Here is a 16642-nt window from a genome sequence, read left to right on the forward strand (position 1 = left end):
GCGATCACCGCCCGAGGCTCGAGCTCACAGCGGCTGCCACTGCAGCGTCTCGACCGCGATCTCGTAGCCGAACCACCCGTTGACGAGCTTCAGCCGCGGCGGCAGGGCCCCGTCCTTCATCCCGCCCTCGTAAGTGACGACGATCGCCCCCGCGGGCGCGCCGTCCTTGCGCTCGAAGCGGCGCTCGAGCAGCGCCCCGCCCTGCCACACCTCCGTCACCGTCTCCTCGCCGACCTCGCCGCGGTGGGTCCCGTCGGCCAGCGGCGCCCCGGGCAGCCCGAGGAACTGCACCCGGTTGACGTCGAGCAGCATGAAGCGGGGCGGGAACGGCAGCTTGCCCTCGGGCGCGAACACCTGGACCTTCACCTCGGCGCCCTGCTGCCTGGCGACGAACGCCTTGGTCGCGAACGGCGTCAGCCCGACCAGCGTCAGCGCGTCGCCCTGCTTCTGCAGCACCACCTCGCCGCCGATCTCGCGCCCGCGGGCCGTCCCGCGCAGCCGCTGGCGGGCCATGAAGTCGGGCCCGGTCAGCGTCGTCGCCAGCGCCCCCGGGTAGTCGGCGTCTCGCAGCTCGCGCGGCGGCGCCGTCTCGGCCTCCTGTCCTTTCGCGCATGCTCCCAAAAGCATGGCCGCCACGACATGACCGATCGACCATGCCCTCGAGTTCATTCGCGATCCTTCCCCTCGCCCGCGCCGGCCAGCACCAGGGCGGCCGGGGCCAGCACCAGGCTGAGCAGCACCCCGAGCCCGACGGTCACCCCGATCGCCTGCAGAGCCGGGCTCTGCGACATCGCCAGCAGCCCGAACGCCAGCACCGTCGACAGGCACGCCAGCAGGACGCTCAGCACCGTCGCGTCGAAGCCGCCCGGGTCGCGCCGGCTCTCGGCCAGGAACACCCCGTAGTCGACCCCCATGCTGAGCACCAGCAGCAGCGCGACGACGTGGAGGATCCCGATCGTCGCGCCCGACAGCGCCACCAGCGACAGCGCCGTCGCGGCGGCCAGCACGGCAGGGGCGAACGCCGCCAGCGCCAGCCCGACCCGGCGGTAGCGCAGCCACACCATCGCCAGCACCGCCACCAGCCCGAACACCACCAGCTCGAGCGTGCGCGCGCGGTAGCGGCCGAACGCCGCCTGCATCATGCCCTGCTGGTCGAAGTAGCGCACCTGCGGCAGGTCGGCCAGGCGGGCCTGCAGCGCCGCCGGGTCGGCGACCCCGCGCAGCAGCGTCACCAGGGCCACCTCGCCGCCCTCGATGTCGGCCCGGAACGTCCGCGCCGCCTCGGCCAGCGGCGTCGCCGCCAGGTCGGCCGGCCGCATCACGTCTGGCCCGTGGGACATGTCCGCGAAGAACTTGGCGAACGAGCCGGCGCGGAAGCCCTCGGCGACGAACGCCGCGTCGAGGCGGGCCGGCAGGCTCGGGTCGGCCAGCGCCGCCGCGTTGTCCCGCTGCAGCGCCGCCGACCACACCAGCGCGTGCAGGCTGCGGAACGCCTCGATCTCGCCGGCCGCCTGGGCCGCGCGCAGGCGGACCGCCGCCGCGTCGTTGCCGGCCAGCGCCTCCTCCTCGTCGGCCCCGAACGCGACCACGAAGCGCCCGCCGTCCATCCGGGACACCCGCGCCCGCACCCGCTCGTCCTCGGCCAGCATCGCCGGGTCGAGCGCCGTCAGCAGCCGCACGTCGTCCGACCACTCGATGCGCGGCAGCCCGACCACGCACAGCCCGAGCGCCAGCGCCGGCAGCACCGCCACCGCCGAGCGCCGGCGTCGCATCCCCGCCACCACGCGCGCCAGCCCGGCCGCCGCCCGCCGCTGCACCGAACCTGGCTTTGGGGCCATGGGCAAAAGGTCAGGTAGCCAGTAGCGCGTCGCCAGGGCCGCCACCAGCACCCCGATCGAGGCGAACAGCGCCACCTCGCGCAGCCCGGGGAAGCTGGTCCACGCCAGCCCGGCGAACCCCGCCACCGTCGTCAGCGCCCCGAGCAGCAGGCCCGGCCAGATCCGCCGCGCGCTGTGGCGCGGCCCGCCGTGCGCCGGGTCGAGCATGTGGTGGTTGAACAGGTGCACCGAGTAGTCGATGCACACCCCGATCAGCGTCGCCCCGAACGCCAGCGTCAGCCCGTGGACCGACCCGAACAGCGCCAGGCAGGCCGCCAGCGCCGCCGCCACGCCGGCCACCAGCGGCGCCAGCGACAGCAGCACCAGCCGCGGCGAGCGGAACATCAGCAGGAACAGGACGACGATGCCGACCAGCGAGACGGTGGAGATCCGGCCGATGTCGGCGCGCATGCTGGTCTCGGCCGCGAGGGCGAAGCGGGCCACGCCCGACTGCTCGAGCACCAGCCGCCCGCCGGCCTGCGCGTCGACCTCGGCGAACGCCGCCTCGATCGCCGCCTGCAGCGGCGCCTGGTCGGTCGCGTCGAACGGCGAGCTGCGGGTCGCCAGCATCACCAGCGCGTGCTGATCCTCGGCGACGAAGTGGCCGTCGCGCAGCCCGACCCCGCCGCCCTGGGCCGCCTCGAGCCGGCGCAGCTGGGCCGGATAGGCCAGCAGCGGGTCGGCCGGCGCGATCTGCTTGATCACCCCCGACGTCGGCAGGCCGAGCTGGCGCCGCAGCTCGCGGGCCGCCGCCCGCAGGCCGTCGTCGGACAACCTGTCCTGGAGCGCAGCTGCCTCGTCGGCCAGGAGGTAGAACCGGCGCGGATAGTAGAGGTTGTGGATCGCCTCCGCGTGCAGCTCGCCCGGGCCGGTGCGCAGCCACGCCACCTCGGGTCGGGCCTGCAGCCGGTCGGCCAGCGCCTGCGCCCCGGCGATGGCGACGTCGGGCTCGCCGCGCTCGTCGGAGACCGACAGCACCAGCGTGCGCGTCAGCTCCGAGCTCGCCATCCCGCGCGACAGCGCCGCCAGCTTGGGGTCGGCGACGTCGGCCATGAACGCGGTGATGTCGGTGACCACCTGCAGCCGCAGCACGCAGAACGCCACCAGCCCGGCGACCAGCGCCGCGCCGAGCCCCGCCCGCCACGCGCTCGGCCTGTCTGATCGGGCAGGTTCCATGGAACAGGTGACCAGCGGACGGCCGCGCCGCGCTCAGCGGCCGGCCGGCGGGGCCGCGGCCGGCTTCGGCGGCAGGCTGAACAGCGAGCCCAGCTCCTCGGCGGTGAACTTGCGCTTGGGGTCGACGGCGGAGAACGTGGTGACGGCCTCGTCGCCGCCGACCTCGACCACGCGCATGGTCGCGATCACCACCCCGTCGCCGGTGATCTCGACCCGCTCGATCAGCTTGTCGAGCGGCGCCAGCTTCGGCTTCAGCTTCAGCGTCCAGCGCTGGCCCTCGGCCTGCAGGTCCATCGCGTACATCGCGGCCAGCGCCTCGCGGTCGCCGGCGAAGATCTTGACGAACGAGTCGACGAACAGCCGCACCGCCGGGCTCTTGTCGAGCGCGATCTCCTCGCGGCCGGCGTCGTCGGCCAGCTTGAGCGCGCTGCCGTCGATCACCACCACCGAGCGGGCCGGCTTCGCCGTGTGCCGGGCCAGGCGCGGCTTCTTGCCGTTCGGCACGAAGTAGATCGTGCCCTCGTTGACGAGCGGCGCGGCCAGCAGCGCCATCCGCTTCTCCTCGCGGAAGCTGGCCTGCAGCCCGCTCATCCCGGCGAACTGCCCGAGCAGCTGCTCGAGCGTGATGCTGGCGACCACCGGCGCGGCCACCGTCACCGGCAGCGGCTCGGTCGCGCCGGCCCGGCCGGGCGAGCCGGCCATGACCAGCAGGACGGGCAGGACGAGCATGACCGTGAGGACATGTGCGAACGGACCTGTCCTGGCGGACAGCCCCCGCGCTCTCGGCGACAACGAGCTACACCAGGTACTTGAGCAGCGCATCGGGCGTCTCCGGCAAGAGGCGACCTTCCTGGTCGGTGGTGACGAGGATCGTCTGCCCGCGGGCCGAGCAGCGATCCTGGTTGAGGTTGCGGATCCGGTAGGCCACCACCAGCCGCGGCGTGACCGACACGAACCACGCGTCGACGCGCACGCGGTCGGCGTAGCGCAGCGGGTAGGTGTAGCGGCAGTGGCTGTCGACCAGCAGCGAGGCGTAGCCGAGCCGCTGCAGGTCGGGCACGTCGAGCCCGCGCGAGCGCATCAGCGCGGTCCGGCCGTACTCCATGTACTTGTAGTAATGCCCGTGCCAGACGATGTGGAGGATGTCGACGTCGTGGAACGGGACCTCGAACTCGACCGAGACCTCGTGCAGCCGGCTCACGACAGCGCTCCGATCGGCAACGCGTTCGCGCGCAGCAGCGTCAGCACGGCGGCGATGTCGCGGTCCTGACGGCGGTCGGCGTCGACCTTCGGGATGACGCCGCGCACCGCCGCGTGCAGCGTGCGCGCGCGCGCGTGGATGTTGTGGCCCGAGCGCAGGTCGACCGCCTGGCACATGGTGAGCAGCCCGATCGCGGCGACCGTCTCGGTCAGCTCGACGATCCGCAGGCAGTCGCGCGCCGCGATCGTGCCCATGCTCACCTTGTCCTGGTTGTGGCATTCGGTGCTTCGGCTGAAGACGCTGGCCGGCATCGTCAGCTTCAACGCCTCGGCCGCCAGCGCCGAGGCCGAGATCTGCATCGCCTTGAAGCCGTGGTGCGCCGCACGATCGGGCCCCTCGCGCCCGACCAGGTTGGCCGGCAGGCCCGCGTTCGTGTCGGGGTTGCAGACCAGCGCGATCTGGCGGTCGACCAGGTCGGCGAGGTTGGCCACCGCCGTCTTCAAGGCGTCGAGCGCGAAGCAGGCGTGGCCCCCGTAGAAATTTCCGCCGTGCAGCACCTCGCCGGTCTCCGGGTCGACCAGCGGGTTGTCGTTGGCGCCGACGATCTCGACCTCGAGCCACTGCCGGACCCAGGGTAGCGCGTCGACGAGGACGCCGATCACGTGCGGGGCGCAGCGGATCGAGTAGCGGTCCTGGATGCGGGCGGGGGCTGCGGGCCGCGGGAACTCGATGTCCTCGCGGATCCACCGCGCGCAGGTCCGCTGGCCCGGGTGCGGCTTGGCGGCGAAGAGCCGGTCGTCGAAGTGAGCGGGGTTGCCGCCGAGGACGTCGCTGCCCATCGCCGTCAGCGCCGCGCACAGGCGCGCCAGCCGCTGCGCGCGCGCGACCGCCAGGCAACCGAGCCCGACCATGACGCTGGTCCCGTTCATCAGCGCCAGGCTCTCCTTGGGCTGCAGCGTCAGCGGCGGGATCCCGGCCTCGCGCAGCGCCTCGGCCGCGGGCACGACCTGTCCCTTGAACCAGACCTCGCGCTCGCCGACCAGCGCCGCGACCACGTACGACAGCGGCGTCAGGTCGCCGCTGGCCCCGACCGAACCCTCCGCCGGGATCCGCGGCAAGAGCCGGTGCCGCAGCAAGTCGCACAGCCGCTCGAGCACCTCGACGCGCACGCCCGACCAGCCGCGCGCCAGCGCGACCAGCCGCACCGCCACCACCGCCGCGGCCTCGACCTCGTCGAGGATTCGCCCGGTGCCGCAGCCGTGGAAGCGCATCAAGTTGATCGGCATCGCCGCCACGTGCTCGGCCGGCACCGACGTCTCGCACGAGTCGCCGAAGCCGGTCGTGACCCCGTAGACGACCTCGCCGGCGGCCAGCCGGCGCGCCAGGTGGTCGGCGCCGCGGGCCAGCAGCGCCCGGTACTCCGGGGCGTCGTCGAGCGCCGGGAAAGCTGTCCCTTCGGCCAGCTGAACCACGTCGTCGAGGCCGATCCCGCCGGGCCCCACGATGAGGACGCGCGCGCTACTCACTCCGCCCTCCAGAACTCGTAGAAGTTGAACCAGTTGAGCGGCGCGAGGCGGCAGTAGTGCTCGAGGCGTTCGGCGTAGCGCTGGACATGGGCGGCGGTGGCGGCCTCGCGGCGGCCTCTGGGGAGTTCTAATTGTTCGGCGAAGGGCTCGCAATACAGATCGTAGCGGTCAGGTCCGTGATAGAGCCCGAAAGTCAAGTAAATCGGGCACTTTAGCAGCGCCGCCAGGGTGTACGGCCCGGTCGGGAAGCGCGCCGGAGCGCCGAGGAACTGCGCCGTGCAGGTCTTCTCGTTGACCCCGACCCGGTCGCCGAGCACCGCCACCAGCTCGCCGCGCTCGATCGCCTCCTTGGCGGTCAGGATGTAGCTGGTGTCGCGCGGGTCGATCGGGATCACGCGCACGTCGAAGTCGGCCCGCACCGTGCGCAGGAAGTCATTGATCATCTTCGCGTTCTGCCAGTACGCGAGGATGTGGATCGGCAGCCGCTTGTCGACGCTGCTGGCCCGCATCGCCTCGAACGAGCCGAGGTGCGCCCCGAGCAGCAGCGCTCCCTTGCCCTGCTGCTGCAGCGCCCGCAGGTGCTCGATCCCCGTGTGCGTGATGCGGAACCGCGACGTCTCCCCCCGGACCAGGAACACCCGGTCGAGCGCGCAGCGGGCGAACGTGTAGATGTGGCGCCAGCTGGCCCAAAAGCCATGCGGCTGGCCGATCCGCCGCAGGTAGTCCTGCGAGGCCCGCCGCGCCGGGCCGGCGAACAGCGCGTAGTAGAACGTGATCACCGCCAGCAGCACCCCGGCCCCGCGGCGGCCGAACACCCGGCAGAACAGCAGCGTCGCCTTGATCCCGAGCACCGTCCCGCGCTCGGGCCGGGTCATCCACGCCCGGTCGCCGTCGCCCGCCGTGACCGCTGCAGGCCCGGCCTCGCCTCCATTCACGGGAGCGCGCGCCGCGAGCTCGGGGGCGGGCGCACGACCCGCGTCCGCGCCCTTCGCGGGCCCGCCCGCGACCGCCCCGGCCTCGCCTTCCCGACCGACGCCCGCGCCCGCCGCGGGCCGAGCTGGGTCGCCCCGGCCTCTCGATGACATGTCCCCCGGGACATGTCCCTCCGCGCCTGCCTGCTGAGCCATGGCCGATCGAACCTGTCCTCTCGCGCAGCCCGTTTCAGCGCCCGGCCGGCAGCGCCGGGCGGCGCAGGCGGCGGTAGAGGTTGATCCACGGGCGCACCATCACCCGCTGGAACGACAGCCGGGTGTGCAGCCACGAGATCTTGACGTTGTCGCCGAACACGCGGAAGTGCGACACCCCGCCCTCGTCGCGGCCGATGTAGCGGACCTTCGTCGGCAGGTTGATCACCGGCACTCCGGCCCACACCAGGCGGACCGCCACCTCGATGTCGAAGTCCATGCGGTCGCCGGTGCGCCCGAGCGCCAGCGCGGGCGCCAGCGGGTACACGCGGAAGCCGCACATCGGATCGGTGATGACCCCGCGCCCGGCCTCGAAGTCGGTCCAAAACAGCGTGATCTTGCGGGCGATGAGCCGCCCCTTCGGCGCCGAGGCGTCGTACACCGGCGCCCCGAGGATCAGCGCGTCCGGCCGCGCGCGCGCCGTCGCCAGGAATTGCGGGATGTCCCCGAGGTCATGTTGCCCGTCGGCGTCGACCTGCAGCGCGTGGGTGTAGCCGAGCTCGCGGGCGAACTGGAACCCGGTCTTGACCGCCGCCCCCTTGCCGCCGTTTTGCGGCCGCCGCCGCACGTGCGCCAGCCCCTCCGCCCCGATCGCCTCGACCGCCGCGCGCCCCTCCGGGCCCGAGCCGTCGTCGATGACCACCACGTCCGGCAGGTGCGCCTTGACCCGCAGCACCACGTCCCGCACCGTCCGCGGGTTGTCGTAGGTCGGGATCAACGCGCACGGCCGGAACGCCGCCGTCCCCCCGGACGCGTCACCTGTCACCTCGACCGCGCTGCAACGACCTGTCCCTCCGGACATATGCGCCCCCTCACCCACCGCGCGCCTCGTACTCGAGCGCGCCCGCCGTGACCACCTCGCCGGCGCGCGCCAGCGAGAAGCGCACGCTCGTCCCGCGCACCTCGAGCCGCAACACCAGCGCGTCGCCCGGCGCGACCGGCCGGGTGAACTTGAGCCGCGCCGCCCGCCGCAGCGGCCCCAGCTCCGGCCGCAGCGCCGCCACCTGCGGCACCACCAGCGCCGTCAGCTGGGCCACCCCCGGCAGCACCGGCAGCGCGTCGAAGTGCCCGCGGAAGAACGCCAGGTCGACCGGCACCCCCACCTCGACCTCGTGCACCGACACCCCGCCCTCGTCGCGCCGCACGTGCCCGCCCAGCGCGAACGCGGTCGCGCCGCCCCCCGCAGCTGCCCCTTCGGACATGTTCGACGGAGCGCCCGCCCGGGCACCGTCGCGCTCGGATCCTGTCCCTGCGGACATGGCCCGAGAGCCACTCGATGCCTGCGCCTCATGGCCTGTCCTCACGGACATGTCTCGCGAGCCGCTCGCCGCGGCCGCCGCTCCGGCCGCAGCACCATCTGTCCCGGCAGACATGTCCCGCGAGTCACCCGCCGCGGCACCCGCTTGCGCCTCCGCCCGACCGCCGCTCGCCGCCTCACTCGCCGGGCTGTCCGCCTCGACCGCCAGCCCGAGCAGCGCGTGCAGCTTGCGCCGCGTCAGCTTGCCGCTCGGCTCGCGCGGCAGCGCCGGCACCAGCTTGATCCGCCGCGGCACCACGACCGGATCGAACCATGGCAAGAGCGCCCGCCGCAGCTCGGCGACCAGCTCGCCGGCCTCGCGCCCGGCCTCGCGGGGGACCACCGCGGCCACCAGCTCGTGCCCACGCGCGCCCGGCGACTCGACCGCCACCACCGCCGCGTCGGCGACCGCCGGCAACGCCAGCAGCCGCTGCTCGACCTCGGCCACCGCCACCCGCTTGCCGGCGATCTTCACCACCCCGTCGAGCCGCCCGCGCAGGTGGAACCCGCCGCGCGCGTCGACCTCGACCCGGTCCTCGCACGGGTACGGCACCGGCGCGTCCGGGGCCAAGAACGGCGAGCGCAGCAGCAGCCGGCCCTCGCCGGCGACCTCGACCGTCACCCCGGGCAGCGGCGTCCAGGCTGGCTCCGTGGACATGTCCCCCAAGACATGTTCGTGCCGCCGCCAGCCGATCCCCCCGGTCTCCGACGAGCCGTACACCTCGGTCACTTGCAGGCCGAGCCGCGCCAGCAGCTCGTCCGCGGTCGCCCGCGGCAGCGGCGCGCCCGACGAGAACACCCGCGAGAGCGGCGGCAGGTCGCCGCGCTCCAGCACCGTCAGCCCGCGCAGGTGCGCCGGCGTGCTGACCAGCACCGTCGCCCCGACCTGCCGCGCCGCCCGGGCGACCGTCTCGGCGTGCAGCGGCGTCTCGCGGGCGAACGCCGCCCCCGCGGCCAGCGGCGCCAGGATCCCGAACAGCAGCCCGTAGAGGTGGTACGGCGGCACCGTCGCCAGCGCCACCTCGCCGGCCTGCAGCGCGAACGTGGCCGCCAGCGCCTGCGCCTCGCCGAGCAATTGCGCCGCCGTCTTGGCGCACGGCTGGTGGTCGCCGGTGCTGCCCGAGGTGTACACGACCGCCAGCCGGCGTTCGGCGGCCAGCGCTTCGGGCCATGTCGGATCGGTCATGTCCTCCAAAACATGTCCGTCCAGCCACTCGCGGACGTCCTGCGCGTCGGTCAGGTCGGAGTCGTGCAGCAGCGCGACCACGGAGGGCCGCCCGGCCAGCTCGCGCACCGCCGCCGGCTGGGCGTTGGGCGGCAGCGCGACGGCGTGGCCGCGCAGCCACGCCGCCAGGGTCGTCACCGCCAGGTGATAGCGATCGCCGCACACCACCAGCACCTCGCTGCCGGGCGCCGCGGCCGGCAACCGCCGCGCCACCGCCCTCGCGTCACGCATGAGCTCGCCGGCCGTGCGCGCGCCGGCCTCGCCCACGGCGACGGGCGCCGCGGGATCGGTGTGGACGAGCGGGACGAACGACTTCATGCGCGGAGCAGCCGGCGGAGCAGGCGGTCGGGCAGCGCGTCGCCGAAGCGACGGAAGGTCGCCTTGCGGACGACGTACTCGACGGTGAACATTACCCCGATCAGCAGGTAGGCCAAAAGCCCGGTGTAGAGGGTCCACCAGGCCACCGGGGCCCACAGCGCCAGGGCGGCGCTCACGGCCGCGTTGGCGACGAAGAACCCGCACCACACCTTCGTGACCTTGCGGCAGTACTCGGGCCCGCCGGGCGGCAATTCGGGCTCCTGCAGGCGCGCGAACCGTTCGACCAGCGACACCGGCCCGCGCAGGCTTGCGGCGAAGTTGGCCAAGAGCCCGAGGTTGACCAGCACCGGCAGGGCCATGAACAGGCGCTGCTCGCCGGACAGCGCCGCCGCGGCGAACAGCCCGAGGAGCGACAGCGGCACCCGCAGCACCGGCCACAGGTCCTCGCGCCGGGCCTCGCGCAGGCGCAGGACGAGCCCCGGCAGCAGCGCCGCGGCCAGCACCAGCGCCAGCGTGCGCGGGCTCCAGCGCGTCATGCCGAGGTACACCACCAGCGGATAGCCGCCGATCAGCACCGACCGCAGCGCCGCGGGCACCCACCTCGGGACCCCCGCGGCTCGCCGCGGCTCGCCGTTCGGGTCCGCCATGATCGGGCTCCGGTCGGCGGGCCTCAGCTCGCCGCCGACGCGCGCTGCTCGGCGACGAAGCGGGCCAGGTTGGTCACGCTGGCGAAGATGTGGCGGTTCTGGGCGTCGTCGGCCCGCGTCTTGACGCCGTACTTCTTGCCGATCGCCATCGCCAGCTCGAGCACGTCGATCGAGTCGAGGCCCAGCCCCTCGACCAGCAGCGGCGCCTCGGGGTCGATGTCCTCGGGGGTCATGTCCTGCAGCATCAGGGCCTCGATGATGAGCTCCTTGATCTCGCGGACCAGCGCGTCGGGCGGGGCGGCGTCTGTCATGGGGTCGGCGCATCCTACGGGGATCGCCCTGGAGACCACAAGCGGCGCCCATCATCCTCCGTGGACGCCCGCGCCGCGTACTCCGGCCACCGACACGGCGCAAGCTCACATCTTCGTCCTGGCTCTTGGTGCAGGCGGCGTCTGCGGTCTCGGTACGCTCGCCGCCGCATGACAAGCACCCAGCAACCGCGGATCGCCATCGTCACCGGCGGCGGCAACGGCATCGGCCGCGCCACCGCTCTCAAGTTCGCCGAGGCCGGCTACGCCGTGGCCGTGTGGGACCTGGCCGAACAGGCAGCCGAGGAGGTCGTGTCGGCGATCACCGCCGCCGGCGGCGTCGCCATCGCCCGCAAGGTCGACGTCAGCAAGCCCGAGGACTGCGTCGCCGGGGTCGCGGCCGTGGTCGAGCGGTTCGGCCGGATCGACGTCCTCATCAACAACGCCGGCGTCGTCCGCGACGGCCAGCTGGTCAAGGTCAAGGACGGACAGGTGGTCGGCCAGATGAGCGCCGACCAGTTCCAGTTCGTCCTCGATGTCTGCCTCAAGGGCGTGTTCAACTGCACCCAGGCCGTCGTGCCGACCATGATCGCCCAGAAGTACGGCCGCATCGTCAGCACCAGCTCGGTCGTCGCGCTGTACGGCAACTTCGGCCAGACCAACTACGTCGCCGCGAAGGCGGGCGTGATCGGCATGACGCGCGTGTGGGCGCGCGAGCTCGGCCGCTACGGCATCACCGCGAACGCCGTCGCCCCGGGGTTCATCGCCACCGACATGGTCAAGAGCATCCCCGAGAAGGTTTATAACGCGCTGATCGAGCACACCCCGGTCGGCCGCGCCGGTCAACCCGACGACATCGCTCGCGCCTATCTCTTCCTGGCCGACGACAAGTCGAGCTTCATCAACGGCGCCATCTTGAGCGTCGACGGCGGCTCGGTGATCGGCACCTGAACCGCCGCACGCGGTTCTGATCGGGCCTCACGGGCGGCGAACGGCGTCCGTGACGGCGCGCGCGGCGCTGAACAGCCTCCGCCACGGCAGGCCCTCACCCTGCCCGCGCGGACCTCGGGCCGCGCGCGGCATTTTGCCCCTTCGTTGCAGCAGCAGCGCGAAAAGACTAGCGTAACGAGCGATGCACGACGACGGCGCGCGCTGGCTACCCAAGTTTCTCGCGGACAGCGGCTATCGCCACGCGATGTATACCCATCAGTGGACCGAGGTGCTGATCTGGCGCGACGCGGAGCGCTGGCTCGGCCGCGGGCCCGACCGCGACAGCGCCCTCGAAGATGCGCTGACGCAGATGTTCCCGTCGGCGGCGGCCCGCCAGCTGTTCGATCGCTTCCGCGACGGCCTCCAGGAGCCAGCCCGTCCGCAGGCGGCGCCGCCCACCGCCGCAGTATCTGCCGAGGTTATCCCCGCCCCGCCCCCCGCGCCCGAGCCCGAGCTACCGCGCAGCCCGATCGTCGGCCGGATCCAGCTCCCCACCTATCCGGCCGCCGCGGTCGCCGAAGCGCGCGAGACCCTCGAGGAGATCCTCAAGGACATCCAGGACATGCGGCCCGACTTCGCGCTGATGTCCCCGCGCTATCAGAAGGTCTACATGCTGGCCTGGATCTCGCGCGCGCGCAGCTTCGACGAGCAGTTCCAGGGCGAGCACAAGATCACCGTGCTGGTGCGGCGGATCGCCCACGAGCTGACCAACCTCAGCAAGACCTTGTGGCCCGGCTCGGTCCAGGCGCTGCAGATGAACGCGGTGCCCGCGTGCGTGGTCACCGAGCTCGGCCTCAAGACGCTGCACGCGCCGAAGACCTGGGCCGAGGCCCACGAGTTCGTGCAGAACCATCGCGACCGGGCGATGACCAGCGAGGTCCCGGTCGACGACTACGGCTGGGCCGATCGCCCGCGCAAGGCCCCGCCGGGCCCGCCGCGCGCCGTCCTGCGCGAGGCTCAGCGGGCCGTCGAGGCCATCGCCGGCAACGTCACCGACCCGCCGCCGCGGCACCTCACCACGCCGCCGGAGGAGCTGCCGAACGACCAGCTCGACGCCCTCGTCAAGCACGCGCAGGCGCTGCGCGACGTCCGCCGCTTCATCGCCGCCGAGGATCCGGAGACCTGGGGCGCCGTGATGGGCCGCCTGCGCTGGCTCGCGGGTCGCCTCGGCGAGCGCCTGCCGCAGCTGCGCCGCTGGCTCGACCCCGAGTTCATCCCGCCGCCCGAGCGCGCCAAGACCGGGCCCTCGGCCGATCAGGTGCGCCAGCAACAGGCCGCGGTGCGGGCCGAACGCGACGCGCTGGTCGCCGCCGACAGCTTCGACGACGAGGCCCTGCTGGCCTTCCTCGGCCGGGCCTTCGACGCCCACAACACGCCCGAGGTGGCCTCGCTGGTCCAGCCGATCCGCCCGCGCATCGACGCCCTGCGGCCCGACCTGTTCGAGGACCGCCGCATGCGTCGCCGCCTCACCGGCCTGCAGGACGTCATCAAGCGCGGCGAGCTCGGCGTGCTGCCGTCCGACAGCGACGGCGACCTCGAGGAGGAGACCGACGACGTCGACGATCCGGGCGCGCACCTGGTCGCCCAGGTCCGGCCCAGGGTCGAGGGCAAGCGGGTCCTGTTCGTCAGCAACCGCGAAGATCCGGACCTCAAGTCCAAGCTCGAGGAGTCGCTCGGCCTCGACATCACCTGGTGCGACGGCAACGCCCGCAAGGTCCAGGCCCAGTGCGAGAGCATCTCGCGCCACAGCTACGACTACGTGCTGATCGCCACCGGCTTCCAGGCCCACAACATCGACGGGATCCTCGCCCGCGCCGCCCGGGCCAGCGCCATCCCGTACGTCCGCGTGTTCAAGGGCCGCCCCCTCGCCGTCGCTCGCGCCCTCGCCCGCAGCCTCGGCGTCGCCTCCGCCGCCTGAGCCGTCGGCCGCCGTCCGCTCCAGCGTCGCGCCGCGCGACCTGGAGCAGATCCATGTGGTCCGCACCACATCGCGTGGAGCGCCGCGCAGCATCGCGCCGCTCGCCTGCGCCGCCGCGGCCCGAGGCCAGCACCGGTAGGCCGGGCGGCCCGCGATCGCCCGCGCCGCCCGTCCTCCTGCGGACACTTGTCCTGCTTCGCCTCGCCGCCCCGTCCGTCCACGCGCGCGCCCGGCTGTCCCTTCGGACACGTCGTTCTCCCGGACCACGTCGCCGTCGCACCTCGGCCTGACTCTTCGCCCAGCTCCGCTCACCCCAGCGGAACACCCGTCCCTCCGGACAGATCCGCGCCCCCTCCGCGCGACCTGTCCCTCCGGACACTTCTGTCCCCTCGGCCCACGGCGGCGCCGCCCCCGGCCTGTCCTTTCGACCAGCCCCGATCGCCCGCCCCACCGGGCCCGCGCCGGCTGTCCCGTCGGCGCTCGTTCGGCCCAAGGCGGCGGCACGACCCGACATGTCCCTTCGGACATCCCCGCTCGCCCGCCTCACCGGCGCGCCGCGACCTGACCCTTCGGACAGCTCTCCCGACCGCCCGGGTCTCGCTCACTGCACCACGATCGTCACCTCGAACGGCGCCCCCTTGCGCGTGCCCGTGATCGTCCAGCGGTCGAGCGTGCCCAGCTGCGAGTAGGCGCGCAGCACCGCGTCCATGTCGTGCACCTCGGTCCCGGCCACCGTGCGCACCAGGTCGCCGTTCTTGAACCCCAGCAGCGCCAGCGGCGACTGCGAGCGGATCGCGAACAGCTTGAAGCCGACCGGCTTGCCGTCCTCCACCGCCGGGAGCACGCGCGCCAGCCGGGCCATCGCCTCCGGCGCCGCCATGAACGCCTCGACCTCGCTGCGCCTCAGCGCGCACGTCCCGTCGGCGCACGTCGGCGTCAGCGTCGGCGTCGCCTCGCTCCCCGGCGCCGGCATGGCCCCGCGCCGCAGCGCCGGCGGGTCGCCGGTCACCGGGGGCGGCGCTCGGTAGAGCTCGCACGCCGCCCGATCGGCCCGCGCCTGCGCCAGCTCGGCCGTCAGCGACTCGATCTGCTGCCCGCGTTCCTCGATCAGCGCCGACGCCGCTGTCAGTTCGGCCCGCACCGCCGCCAGCTCCCGCTCCTTCGCGGGGTCGCACCCGCCCAGCAGCAGCCCCAGCAGCACCCACGCCTCGACTCGTCGCCCCGGCATCGACCGCCGAGTTCAGCACTTCGCCGCGCCCCCCACAAGCGCTACAGTCTCCGCGCGTGACCCTGCCCGCCGAGCCCCGCGAGCCCCTGCTCCTGGCCCTCCGCCGCGCCGACCCGCTCGCCTTCCGCCGCGAGGTGCGGGCCGTCCTCACCGCTCACGGCAACGTGAGCGCCGGCGCCCGCGCCCTCGGCCTGCGCGAGGCCACCCTCCGCGACCTGCTGGCCGCCGACCCCGAGCTGGCCCGCGGCCTCGACCTCGACGACTGGCCCTGAGGACAGGTCGGTGGAAGCGCTCTGGGCCGCACCGCCGTCCCTCGCAGGAGCCCCCGCCACGGCCCGCCCGGCCGGCGCTCGCGCTCCGGCGCAGCCATGTCCCGAACCGCATGCCCGATCGTACATGCCCCTGCAGACATATCCCGAAGGCTATGACCGTTCGAGCATGCTCCTTCGGCCATCTCACGCCGGGCCCCGGACTGCTGCGACGACCCCGCTCGCCGGACCTCCTGGTCTCGTGCGCGGCCAGTGAGCGCCGCGGACGATCCGGGCTCGGCGGCCGCCACCCGAGCGCCGCCGCCTCCCCCGCGGAGCGCATCGTGACAGTGCCGCCGCGCCGTGCCAGACTCCGCCCGTGGTGCAGCCCATCGTCCTCAGCGAAGCCGAGCTCGACCGCCGCTACGGCACCTCCGCCCGCCTCGCCTCGGGCGGCCGCTACGGCTGCGCCTGCGCCGTCTACGAGGACAGCGTCACCGTCGACGGCGACGGCTGGCTGAGCGACGAGCACTGGTCGCGGCTGCAGCTCGCCGCCGCCCCCGACGACATCGGCACCATCGTCGTCACCGGCGACCTCACGTGCGCGGCGACCTTCGCGTGTCCGATCGGTTGATGTGCGCCGTCGTCCTCGGCGACCTCGTGGCCCGCGAGCTCGCCATCTTCGAGACCGAGTTCTACGTCGGCGGCGACCTGCGAGTCGACCGCCTGCGCGATCGCGACCGCTACCTCACCGTCGCCGGCGCGCGCTCGGTCGCCGAGCCCGACGTCGATCCGGACGACGAGGACTGAGCCGCGGCCCCCTCCCTCGCAAGCCGGCCGGCAAGGGCGCATCCGCGCCGTTCCGTCCGTCCTTCCGTGTTACAGAGGGCCCGTGACGCGACGTGTCCTGGGGCTCCTGTTCGGCCTGACGTCGGCCTGCTTCTACCAGCCTTCGGGGAGCTCCGGCTCCACCGCAGGCTCCTCGACCACCGGGACCACTTTGCCCGCCGGGAGCACGGAGCCGCCCGCGACGACGACGACGACGACGACCGGCGCGCCGACCTCGACGAGCACCTCGTCCACGTCGACCACCTCGGCGACCGAGACCGCGACGGACGCGACGAGCACGACCACCACCGGTACCACCTCCACCACGACCACCACGGGCGACCCGGGCACGACGACGACCGCCACCGACGCGACGAGCTCGACCAGCAGCGGAGAGCCGGATCCCGGGACGACCGCGATGCCCGAGCCCGTGTGCGGCGACGGCCTGGCCGAGGCCGGAGAGACCTGCGACGGCACCGACCTCGGGGGCAAGAAATGCACCGACTTCCCCAACTTCGGCGGCGGGATCCTCCAGTGCAACCCGAACTGCCAGGCCTACGACCTCGCGGGCTGTTGCAAGCTGGCCGGCCAGGGCTGCAGCAACGGCGGCCAGTGCTGCAGCGGGAGCTGCGTCCTCTTCAACTGCAAGTGACCCGACGCGCGACCTGCGG

At 73.6% G+C, this 16642-nt stretch carries 17 protein-coding genes; 6 read left to right on the top strand and 11 right to left on the bottom strand.

Features of this window, described 5'->3' with window-relative positions:
- Positions 1 to 24 precede the first annotated feature (24 nt).
- From NAEX_RS00395 to NAEX_RS00440, 10 genes are all read right to left on the bottom strand, one after another.
- On the bottom strand, positions 25 to 627 hold the full coding sequence (locus tag NAEX_RS00395) for a DUF3261 domain-containing protein (RefSeq protein ID WP_143141275.1): 603 nt from the start codon (positions 625 to 627) through the stop codon (positions 25 to 27).
- Between the two features lie 38 nt (positions 628 to 665).
- Positions 666 to 3053 (bottom strand): MMPL family transporter, encoded by a 2388-nt coding sequence (locus NAEX_RS00400; protein WP_096325549.1) that lies wholly within the window; start codon positions 3051 to 3053, stop codon positions 666 to 668.
- Positions 3054 to 3086: 33 nt separating this feature from the next.
- Positions 3087 to 3782: an outer membrane lipoprotein carrier protein LolA gene (locus NAEX_RS00405; protein WP_170135329.1), complete on the bottom strand. Its 696-nt coding sequence runs from the start codon at positions 3780 to 3782 to the stop codon at positions 3087 to 3089.
- Between the two features lie 67 nt (positions 3783 to 3849).
- Positions 3850 to 4254 carry an acyl-CoA thioesterase gene (locus NAEX_RS00410; RefSeq protein ID WP_100793433.1) on the bottom strand — a complete coding sequence of 135 codons (405 nt, stop codon included), beginning with the start codon at positions 4252 to 4254 and terminating at the stop codon, positions 3850 to 3852.
- Positions 4251 to 5780, bottom strand: coding sequence for an HAL/PAL/TAL family ammonia-lyase (locus tag NAEX_RS00415; protein ID WP_211302326.1), 1530 nt, complete (start codon positions 5778 to 5780; stop codon positions 4251 to 4253). The genes NAEX_RS00410 and NAEX_RS00415 overlap by 4 nt, the downstream gene beginning before the upstream one ends.
- Positions 5777 to 6655: an LpxL/LpxP family acyltransferase gene (locus tag NAEX_RS00420; protein ID WP_096325551.1), complete on the bottom strand. Its 879-nt coding sequence runs from the start codon at positions 6653 to 6655 to the stop codon at positions 5777 to 5779. The genes NAEX_RS00415 and NAEX_RS00420 overlap by 4 nt, the downstream gene beginning before the upstream one ends.
- Positions 6656 to 6941: 286 nt before the next feature.
- Positions 6942 to 7784 carry a glycosyltransferase family 2 protein gene (locus NAEX_RS00425; RefSeq protein WP_211302327.1) on the bottom strand — a complete coding sequence of 281 codons (843 nt, stop codon included), beginning with the start codon at positions 7782 to 7784 and terminating at the stop codon, positions 6942 to 6944.
- Positions 7777 to 9804: an AMP-binding protein gene (locus NAEX_RS00430; RefSeq protein WP_096325553.1), complete on the bottom strand. Its 2028-nt coding sequence runs from the start codon at positions 9802 to 9804 to the stop codon at positions 7777 to 7779. The genes NAEX_RS00425 and NAEX_RS00430 overlap by 8 nt, the downstream gene beginning before the upstream one ends.
- Positions 9801 to 10451: a COG4648 family protein gene (locus NAEX_RS00435; protein WP_177326041.1), complete on the bottom strand. Its 651-nt coding sequence runs from the start codon at positions 10449 to 10451 to the stop codon at positions 9801 to 9803. The genes NAEX_RS00430 and NAEX_RS00435 overlap by 4 nt, the downstream gene beginning before the upstream one ends.
- 23 nt (positions 10452 to 10474) lie before the next feature.
- A complete protein-coding gene (locus NAEX_RS00440; protein WP_096325554.1) occupies positions 10475 to 10762 on the bottom strand; it encodes a phosphopantetheine-binding protein in 288 nt (95 codons plus the stop codon).
- Positions 10763 to 10930: 168 nt separating this feature from the next.
- Here NAEX_RS00440 and fabG point away from each other — a divergent pair, with 168 nt between their 5' ends.
- Positions 10931 to 11710 carry a 3-oxoacyl-ACP reductase FabG gene (gene fabG / locus NAEX_RS00445; RefSeq protein ID WP_096325555.1) on the top strand — a complete coding sequence of 260 codons (780 nt, stop codon included), beginning with the start codon at positions 10931 to 10933 and terminating at the stop codon, positions 11708 to 11710.
- 181 nt (positions 11711 to 11891) lie between these two features.
- A complete protein-coding gene (locus tag NAEX_RS00450) occupies positions 11892 to 13667 on the top strand; it encodes a hypothetical protein (RefSeq protein WP_096325556.1) in 1776 nt (591 codons plus the stop codon).
- 601 nt (positions 13668 to 14268) lie between these two features.
- Here the strand turns inward: NAEX_RS00450 and NAEX_RS00455 are convergent.
- A complete protein-coding gene (locus NAEX_RS00455; RefSeq protein ID WP_143141276.1) occupies positions 14269 to 14895 on the bottom strand; it encodes a hypothetical protein in 627 nt (208 codons plus the stop codon).
- A gap of 56 nt (positions 14896 to 14951) precedes the next feature.
- Here NAEX_RS00455 and NAEX_RS00460 point away from each other — a divergent pair, with 56 nt between their 5' ends.
- From NAEX_RS00460 to NAEX_RS47070, 4 genes are all read left to right on the top strand, one after another.
- Entirely contained in the window at positions 14952 to 15167 is a 216-nt protein-coding gene (locus NAEX_RS00460; protein ID WP_096325558.1) for a hypothetical protein, read from the top strand.
- Positions 15168 to 15522: 355 nt separating this feature from the next.
- Complete coding sequence (locus NAEX_RS00465) at positions 15523 to 15777, top strand: hypothetical protein (protein ID WP_096325559.1); 255 nt, start codon at positions 15523 to 15525, stop codon at positions 15775 to 15777.
- Positions 15777 to 15953 carry a hypothetical protein gene (locus tag NAEX_RS49330; protein ID WP_170135330.1) on the top strand — a complete coding sequence of 59 codons (177 nt, stop codon included), beginning with the start codon at positions 15777 to 15779 and terminating at the stop codon, positions 15951 to 15953. The genes NAEX_RS00465 and NAEX_RS49330 overlap by 1 nt, the downstream gene beginning before the upstream one ends.
- A gap of 82 nt (positions 15954 to 16035) precedes the next feature.
- The gene (locus NAEX_RS47070; protein ID WP_143141277.1) at positions 16036 to 16623 is read left to right on the top strand and encodes a hypothetical protein; all 588 of its coding nucleotides are present in this window, start codon (positions 16036 to 16038) and stop codon (positions 16621 to 16623) included.
- The last annotated feature ends 19 nt before the right edge of the window (positions 16624 to 16642 follow it).

It is taken from the genome of Nannocystis exedens (assembly GCF_002343915.1).
GTDB lineage: Bacteria > Myxococcota_A > Polyangia > Nannocystales > Nannocystaceae > Nannocystis > Nannocystis exedens.

Bases quoted from the DNA above. Each gene is read 5' to 3' on its own strand.
- NAEX_RS00395 (WP_143141275.1), bottom strand. From the start codon at position 627: ATGCTTTTGGGAGCATGCGCGAAAGGACAGGAGGCCGAGACGGCGCCG.
- NAEX_RS00400 (WP_096325549.1), bottom strand. From the start codon at position 3,053: ATGGAACCTGCCCGATCAGACAGGCCGAGCGCGTGGCGGGCGGGGCTC.
- NAEX_RS00405 (WP_170135329.1), bottom strand. From the start codon at position 3,782: ATGCTCGTCCTGCCCGTCCTGCTGGTCATGGCCGGCTCGCCCGGCCGG.
- NAEX_RS00420 (WP_096325551.1), bottom strand. From the start codon at position 6,655: ATGACCCGGCCCGAGCGCGGGACGGTGCTCGGGATCAAGGCGACGCTG.
- NAEX_RS00430 (WP_096325553.1), bottom strand. From the start codon at position 9,804: ATGAAGTCGTTCGTCCCGCTCGTCCACACCGATCCCGCGGCGCCCGTC.
- NAEX_RS00435 (WP_177326041.1), bottom strand. From the start codon at position 10,451: ATGGCGGACCCGAACGGCGAGCCGCGGCGAGCCGCGGGGGTCCCGAGG.
- NAEX_RS00440 (WP_096325554.1), bottom strand. From the start codon at position 10,762: ATGACAGACGCCGCCCCGCCCGACGCGCTGGTCCGCGAGATCAAGGAG.
- fabG (WP_096325555.1), top strand. From the start codon at position 10,931: ATGACAAGCACCCAGCAACCGCGGATCGCCATCGTCACCGGCGGCGGC.
- NAEX_RS00450 (WP_096325556.1), top strand. From the start codon at position 11,892: ATGCACGACGACGGCGCGCGCTGGCTACCCAAGTTTCTCGCGGACAGC.
- NAEX_RS00455 (WP_143141276.1), bottom strand. From the start codon at position 14,895: ATGCCGGGGCGACGAGTCGAGGCGTGGGTGCTGCTGGGGCTGCTGCTG.
- NAEX_RS49330 (WP_170135330.1), top strand. From the start codon at position 15,777: ATGTGCGCCGTCGTCCTCGGCGACCTCGTGGCCCGCGAGCTCGCCATC.